General features: G+C 41.8%; 7 protein-coding genes and 1 pseudogene. 5 read left to right on the plus strand and 3 right to left on the minus strand.

Going from position 1 to position 6,874, the window contains the following annotated elements; translation table 11 throughout:
- Positions 1-80 precede the first annotated feature (80 nt).
- Complete coding sequence (locus Q0C11_RS08220; RefSeq protein WP_293007072.1) at positions 81-401, plus strand: hypothetical protein; 321 nt, start codon at positions 81-83, stop codon at positions 399-401.
- Positions 402-473: 72 nt separating this feature from the next.
- On the opposite strand, the gene Q0C11_RS08225 is transcribed toward Q0C11_RS08220, so the two are convergent.
- Positions 474-869, minus strand: coding sequence for a lysophosphatidic acid receptor (locus Q0C11_RS08225; RefSeq protein ID WP_293007073.1), 396 nt, complete (start codon positions 867-869; stop codon positions 474-476).
- 360 nt (positions 870-1,229) lie between these two features.
- Between Q0C11_RS08225 and Q0C11_RS08230 the strand changes: the two genes are divergently transcribed.
- From Q0C11_RS08230 to Q0C11_RS08240, 3 genes are all read left to right on the plus strand, one after another.
- Positions 1,230-1,829, plus strand: coding sequence for an SCP2 sterol-binding domain-containing protein (locus tag Q0C11_RS08230; protein WP_293007074.1), 600 nt, complete (start codon positions 1,230-1,232; stop codon positions 1,827-1,829).
- 136 nt (positions 1,830-1,965) lie between these two features.
- Positions 1,966-3,480, plus strand: a complete 1,515-nt coding sequence (gene ubiB, locus Q0C11_RS08235; protein ID WP_293007075.1) for a ubiquinone biosynthesis regulatory protein kinase UbiB — start codon at positions 1,966-1,968, stop codon at positions 3,478-3,480.
- 159 nt (positions 3,481-3,639) lie between these two features.
- The gene (locus Q0C11_RS08240; RefSeq protein ID WP_293007076.1) at positions 3,640-3,948 is read left to right on the plus strand and encodes a ferredoxin; all 309 of its coding nucleotides are present in this window, start codon (positions 3,640-3,642) and stop codon (positions 3,946-3,948) included.
- Positions 3,949-3,986: 38 nt separating this feature from the next.
- Here the strand turns inward: Q0C11_RS08240 and Q0C11_RS08245 are convergent, their stop codons facing one another.
- Positions 3,987-5,267 carry a DUF2130 domain-containing protein gene (locus Q0C11_RS08245; protein ID WP_293007077.1) on the minus strand — a complete coding sequence of 427 codons (1,281 nt, stop codon included), beginning with the start codon at positions 5,265-5,267 and terminating at the stop codon, positions 3,987-3,989.
- A 635-nt stretch (positions 5,268-5,902) separates the two neighbouring features.
- Here Q0C11_RS08245 and Q0C11_RS08250 point away from each other — a divergent pair.
- Positions 5,903-6,775, plus strand: a complete 873-nt coding sequence (locus Q0C11_RS08250) for a response regulator (RefSeq protein WP_293007078.1) — start codon at positions 5,903-5,905, stop codon at positions 6,773-6,775.
- Here the strand turns inward: Q0C11_RS08250 and Q0C11_RS08255 are convergent.
- Positions 6,761-6,874, minus strand: a pseudogene (locus Q0C11_RS08255) (IS1595 family transposase); the annotation flags it as partial. The gene Q0C11_RS08250 and the pseudogene Q0C11_RS08255 sit on opposite strands and share 15 nt — an antisense overlap.

Genomic DNA, 6,874 nt, shown 5'->3' on the forward strand with positions numbered 1-6,874 from the left:
GTGCCTTCAAGGCTGTTTAGGCAACTATATTCTTCATAGGCTATAAATTTCACCACCGTAACGCGCTCATTGTTGAGCCTGTGACAGGTATCTTTCCCAGACCAGCAGAAACGATATTGTGCGGCGATCTTAACTTTTCAGCCACAGCGCCCGAGCACGCGCAAATTCTCGCGCCATTCAGTCATGGCACATCGGGCTTTCACGATGCTTGGTCGGTGTTGAATCCCTGCACACCACATGAACCAACTGTCGGCATCCACCCGGTAGATTTTGTCGACTGTCCAGAATGCTATGATTTTGTGTTGATTTCCAGTGGATTAGTGAAACACCTAAAAAAGCACGGCATTGATGCTGAAACAAAAGCTTCGGATCATCAACCGGTGTGGATTGAATTGAGGTAAAAGCGATCTCGCAGGAAAAAATGGAAAATAGTTTTTGCCGCTGGCAAAAATAAAATCTATCACCTTATTTCTTTACTTGGAACCAGTGACGCGCTTAGTCGGCTCCATTTGCGTACTCCGCAAATAGCCTAAATAACAACCTGCCAGCATTCCTAAAGCCCAACTGAGAACAACAAGTGAGGGCATTAGATGTGAATCGTTCGTATCGCGGAATCGAGTTATTAATATCCCAAGTGGTGCTGCACCCAACAATATAAAAACACAGATCCCCAGCGCTCCTTTACTCCAACGATACACGGCGTAGGATAGCGACAGAAATGGTAATGTCATAACTAATTGCATATACCAGGAAATGCCACTCCAAAGTAATCCGAAACCAAGGAATGACAATAGAAAACCACTCACAAGCGCACACAAGACAATGAATATATTGTGTCCGATATTGTGTGTATTTGATTTTTCTTGCATATTAACAACCAATTATTATTAAACGATTTGTAAAATAATTCAGCATCCTGCATGCTCCCTCACAGCAATAAAATTATCTTAAAGCTAATCTTTCTCTGAAATTACAATTCAGGCTTCAATTCTACAATGACGATACCAGTGATAAGTTAGTCAATCCAACAGTCAGAGTAAAACATTAAGGCATATTGAGAACCTATAATCAATTCAAATTAAAATGCTATACTCGCAAAGCCATTGTAAGCTTGAGGAGAAAGCTGATCAATTTCTAAAATATGGTTAAATTTTGCATAAAAAAACTAAGCAAAAAATGTGCAGCTATTTCTTCTGCCCCTGCTATTCCAATCAACAAAATTACATAGAATGCTGACAACTGCTGTAACCACTCCGATCAATCATGTTTTACGCAGTGAAAGTTGGGCATCTAAGCGATTGCAATCTTTTTCTGGCAAAACAATCTGCATCCAGATTTCTCCATTAATTAATCTCAAAATGCTTATCGACACAGTGGGTGAGTTACAGAAAATTGATGGCCCGATGAATGCAGACGCAACACTGACATTATCCCCGCTAATACTGCCAAGATTGCTGGTCCGGGAATTAAATGCATTCGCGCAAATAAAAACCGCTGGTAATCCAGCTTTGGTTGAAGAATTGATCAATATCGGTAAGCAAATCGACTTCAAAGGAATCTTTGAACACGATCTTAGCAATGCAATCGGGGACATACCAGCGCACCGAGTCGCCCAAACGGGCGAGCATCTGGTGCAATGGCAGATAAAAAATATTGATCGCTTTGCTCAGACATTGAGCGAATATTTGACAGAAGAAAATGTTTTTTTAGTCAAACCCGACGCAATCTATAGATTCTCACAAGAAATCAATAACATAAGACTCAATATTGAGCAACTAGAACAGCGGTTAAATAAATTGGCGAAACATAGTACTTGCGCAAATGAATAGACAGTTTCATGAAGCAGGCTCTTCTTATCAAATGACAACGCGCAGATGACTGTAAAATCGAATCCGAATAACAATACCTAAAGCATCCCATTTAATTTTTTGACACAATTCTTCCCTACCGATTATTGATTCACTTATGCGCCTATTCCGACTTCTAAAAATACAATACGTCGCCTTCCAATTCGGATTGGATGAATTTGTCTTAAGCCATAGCCGTTTGCGGGTGTTACGAATCGTTGTGAAAACATTAACTTTCTGGCGAAAACTGGATAAACCGCGCGGAGTAAGATTACGGTTGGCTTTAGAAAAACTAGGCCCTATTTTTGTCAAATTTGGCCAAATGTTATCCACTCGTCGCGACCTCTTGCCTCACGATATCGCTGATGAACTGGCGAAATTGCAGGATCAGGTTCCCCCATTTTCTTTGCAACTCGTATTATCAACATTAGAAAAAGAATACGGTCAGAAAATTAATGAAGTATTTTTCAAATTTAATGAAACACCCGTAGCTAGCGCCTCCGTTGCACAGGTTCATTTTGCAATCTTGCACGATGGTACCGAAGTGGCGGTAAAAATATTACGCCCTAACCTAGAACCTATTATCACACACGATGTTGCGTTGATGGATACAGGCGCTTGGCTAGCAGAGACACTCTGGTCAGATGGCAAACGCCTAAAATTGCGGCAAGTGGTCTCGGAGTTCGCTCGTCATTTGGATGATGAGCTTGATCTGATGCGCGAAGCAGCCAACTGCAGCCAATTACGCAGAAATTTTCTGGATTCTCCATTGCTGCTGGTACCAGAAGTCTACTGGGACTATTGTCGTAACGGTGTAATGGTGATGGAACGCGTCAAAGGCATCCCTATCAGTCATGTTGAAGAATTAACGATACAAGGGGTTGATATTCCCCAATTGGCACGTGTTGGAGTGGAAATATTTTTTACCCAGGTATTTCGAGACGGCTATTTTCACGCCGATATGCATCCGGGAAATATCTTTGTCGGTCAAGATAGTCGATATATTGCGGTTGATTTCGGCATTATGGGAACACTCAGTGATCAAGATAAAAACTACTTGGCACAAAACTTTCTGGCCTTCTTTCGTCGCGACTACGGGCGCGTTGCGCAAGCTCACGTTGAAGCTGGCTGGGCGCCTAAAAATACTCGCGTAGACGATTTTGAGTCCGCCATACGCGCAGTATGCGAACCCATCTTCGACAAACCGCTAAAAGAAATATCATTTGGGCGAGTTCTGTTCCAACTGTTTCAAGCCTCGCGGCAATTTAACGTCGAAATCCAGCCTCAATTAGTATTACTGCAAAAAACATTACTCAATATTGAAGGCCTTGGCCGTGATCTGGATCCAAATTTGGATCTCTGGAAAACCGCCAAACCGTTCTTAGAACATTGGATGGCTGAGCAAATCGGCCTGCGCGGATTTGCCAGTCGCATACAAAAAGAAGCCCCGAATTGGGCAATTATCCTGCCGGAATTTCCTCGCCTGATACATCAGGCCTTTGCGGAAAACCGCAATCATGATTTAGAAAAAAGAATGATCGACTTGGTCATCGAAGAAAAACGACAAAATCGACTGCTGTTGCTTATTGCAATCTTGCTAGCTGGATTGCTGGCTTGGCAAATATTCCACTGATTCGCTTCAGCCAATATTTTTCCACAGAAAAAATATTCTCCTCGTGAAAGTAATTCTTGATTAATATTAGAAACACTACACATCGCATCACCAATCAAATTTGAACAAGAAAATTACGTTAAACTAGCAATTATTTTTTCTAACTTCAGTATCAGCCTCATGAGCTATTATCAATACCATGTCTTTTTCTGCACCAATCAACGTGAAGGTGGTGCCAAATGTTGCAATAATTTCTGCGCCCAGGAATTGCGCGATTATGCAAAACAACGCATCAAATCATTAAAACTCGATGGTAAGAAAAAAATCCGTGTGAACAATGCTGGATGTCTTGATCGCTGCGGTGAAGGTCCGGTTATTGTGGTTTATCCCGAAGAAACTTGGTACACCTATATCGATCAAGAAGACATTGATGAAATCATCGATGAACACTTGCTTAAAGGAAATATTGTTGAGCGTCTTAGAATCTGATCTCAACTTAATCTTCGGGAATTTTGCTGTTAGCATCGTCAGTCAGTGTCTCTAACTTCAAGTGCAGCCAGTTCCAGCCCCTCAATTTCTTGCAATGATTTGCCCGCAATTCCCTGCAAATCCCCATACATACCCACTGTTGCCGTCATCACGCGCTCAATCTGTTCCTCACGTTTAGCCCATTGTTTCATAATCACCTTGCGCTCCCTTTCCAAGTCTTCCTGCAGGGTAGAAAACGCTTCGACAATCGCTTCCACGCGCTGACGGAAACGCGGACCGGTAAGGTATTGGTAAACCATTTCGGTTTTGGTTTGCTGGCCTTCTGACGACTGGCGCGCGAGCGCAACTTCCAACAAGGATTGACGCAAAATCATTGCTACCGGCAGTGCAGCACGCGGGTGAGTGACCCAGACACCTTCAATCAATTCAAACGTTTCAATGCCTTTCGGCAGACTATGGCTGACAATAATAGCGATTTCCGCTTTCGCAACGCGTTGATCATCGCGCAGCTTCACCAGCCAAGCATCGCTCCAATTCTTGGTACGTTTGAATTCCCACAAGATGACTCCGCATGGTTGGCCGCCTGCACCGACAACACGATGCAACACATCCCCGCCATATTCACCTTTAGGAACCGGTTCAATCGCATCGTAAGGAAATTTTATGCGCAACAGGTTTTCCAGTTCGAGCTCCTGCACTTCTCCTTGCAGTTGTTGCGAGCCCTGCTCAGCCCTGCGCTTGAGATCTTCGATCTGTTTTTGCATCGCGGCAATGGTTTGTTCCTTTTCCATCACCTTAAATTTTTGCTCTTCTTCGGCTTCTTTCTTGGCAAGTGAACGGACTTCGATCAATCCGTCCTGCACTCTTTTGGCAACCGTGAGTTCCAGTTCGCGCTTAGCGTCATCGAGTTCACGCTGTTTCTTGATCAGTTCGGCTTGCGCCCGTTGTGCTTGCGCGAGCTTTTCATCGCGGACCTTCAACACTTCTTGTAATTCGATTAGTTCACGCGCCTTGCTTTCCAGTTCGACGGCGCTGGCCAGCTTAGCCTTACGGGATTCTTCCGCAATCACGCGCACACGCTCTGTTTTCAATTGTTCTGCTACTTGACTGGCCACTAAATCTTCCAACTTACGTTTGTCCTCAACTAATTGCTTCTCTCTATCGCGCATCGCCTGTTCGCGTTGAATAATTTCATTATTTTTTTTCTCCAACTGTTGTTCAAACTGTTTGCGCGTTGATTCAATCAATGGAGCTGCCAATGATTCGGTAAGTTTAATTTCAGTTTTACAATTTGGACAGGTAATCGTTGGCTCTGTCATAACACTATTTCTCCTGTTAATGGCAATGAGACTTCTCGTTACACTTTATAACAAGTCAAATAAAAATACATAATGGATTCAATATCTTAAGTTCAGGATTTATATAAAATCACGCTATAGCGCACCGCTTTAGTAGATAATTCCCTGAACATTTATATCAAATTAAAAAAATGAGGTGCTACTAGCAACTCGACCAGCAGACAACGATATCAGATTTACAGGTAAATTCGCGATGCAAAAGCGAACTAGGAGAAATAAGCAGCATTCCAAATTAGAATAAACGATACAGAACGCATGAAAACAGAACGACAAATGAGTCCGGCTACGAAAGAAATACCCAATCAAGCAATTACACTTTAACCATCTGATACCTATCACTTACGCGTCGTAAGATATTTCTGATATTAATTAAATCATTATTTATGTTACCTTTATAATAAATTTGGCGGAGCTATTCTTAGCCTTTAATTTTTAAGTGTAAAATTTTAAAATACCTATGCAATTGAATTGCACCAAGACTTGCAGAAAGGTATTCATCACACTCTGCAATTACTTTAACCAAAGTCAAAACAAGTCTTTCTTCGAACTATAGTAAGTAAACTCAAGATTGATTATTTCATACGTGGTTACAGAATATGGATGAACGCTTAAAAATACTGATTATCGAAGACGAGAAAATAGTTGCACTAGATTTAAAAAGACGCCTCTCCAAATTAGGCTACGAAATCACAGGTATGGCTGCCAATGGTCAAAAAGCGCTGACGCTAATAAGCCAAGCTCCCCCCAATATTATTTTGATGGATATCCACATTCAGGGAAATATGGATGGCATTGAAGTAGCTGCTATATTGCAGAAAACGCATAGTATTCCTATTATCTATCTTACTGCTTATTCCGAAGAACAAACCCTAATTCGTGCAAAAACTACCAAACCATACGGATATTTATTAAAACCATTCTCAGACAGAGAATTAAACATCATTATCCAAGTCAGTATAGAACGCTATGAAAGCGATACTTTAATAAAAAAAAGTGAGCAGCACTTACGCCTTGCGTTAGAAGCAGCACGCATGGGCACTTGGGAGGTGACAAGGGCTTCACATAAAATATTTATGGGCAAAAATCCCAAAGGCGCTCTTGAACCCATAGCTGATTGGGAAAACTTCTTTCTTACAATTAATAAAAACGACAAACAAAGAGTTTCTAATTTTATTGACGAATTATGCAATAAAGAAGGATTTTCAGCAGAAATAGAATTTAGTGTGAATACCCCTACAGGAGAAATTTTCTGGTACAAGTTATACGGCAAATCATTTACGAATGGTAATGCTGGTAAGCACCAGGTCGTCGGCATCTTACAAGAGACCACTGAAAATCGACTGGCCAAAGACCGATTGGCGCAGGCAGCCACCGTATTTAGATGCTCCACAGAAGGCATCATTATTCTTAACAAGGATAGGTTGGTTAATTGCGCCAATGATGCTTTTCATTGGCTATGTCACAATTAGTTGTTGAACCTGCCTTGTTTTGCCAAGAGATGCTATAAAACAAAGGATTGGTGTAATACTTTGACCGAGACGGTCAATCATTCTGTGCCATCCGAGGTA

Source organism: Nitrosomonas sp., assembly GCF_022842015.1.
In the GTDB taxonomy this organism is placed as follows: domain Bacteria; phylum Pseudomonadota; class Gammaproteobacteria; order Burkholderiales; family Nitrosomonadaceae; genus Nitrosomonas.

What these genes read in the sequence shown, in the direction of transcription:
- Q0C11_RS08225 (WP_293007073.1), bottom strand. Translation starts at nt 869, where the DNA reads ATGCAAGAAAAATCAAATACACACAATATCGGACACAATATATTCATT.
- Q0C11_RS08230 (WP_293007074.1), top strand. Translation starts at nt 1,230, where the DNA reads ATGCTGACAACTGCTGTAACCACTCCGATCAATCATGTTTTACGCAGT.
- ubiB (WP_293007075.1), top strand. Translation starts at nt 1,966, where the DNA reads ATGCGCCTATTCCGACTTCTAAAAATACAATACGTCGCCTTCCAATTC.
- Q0C11_RS08240 (WP_293007076.1), top strand. Translation starts at nt 3,640, where the DNA reads ATGAGCTATTATCAATACCATGTCTTTTTCTGCACCAATCAACGTGAA.
- Q0C11_RS08245 (WP_293007077.1), bottom strand. Translation starts at nt 5,267, where the DNA reads ATGACAGAGCCAACGATTACCTGTCCAAATTGTAAAACTGAAATTAAA.
- Q0C11_RS08250 (WP_293007078.1), top strand. Translation starts at nt 5,903, where the DNA reads ATGGATGAACGCTTAAAAATACTGATTATCGAAGACGAGAAAATAGTT.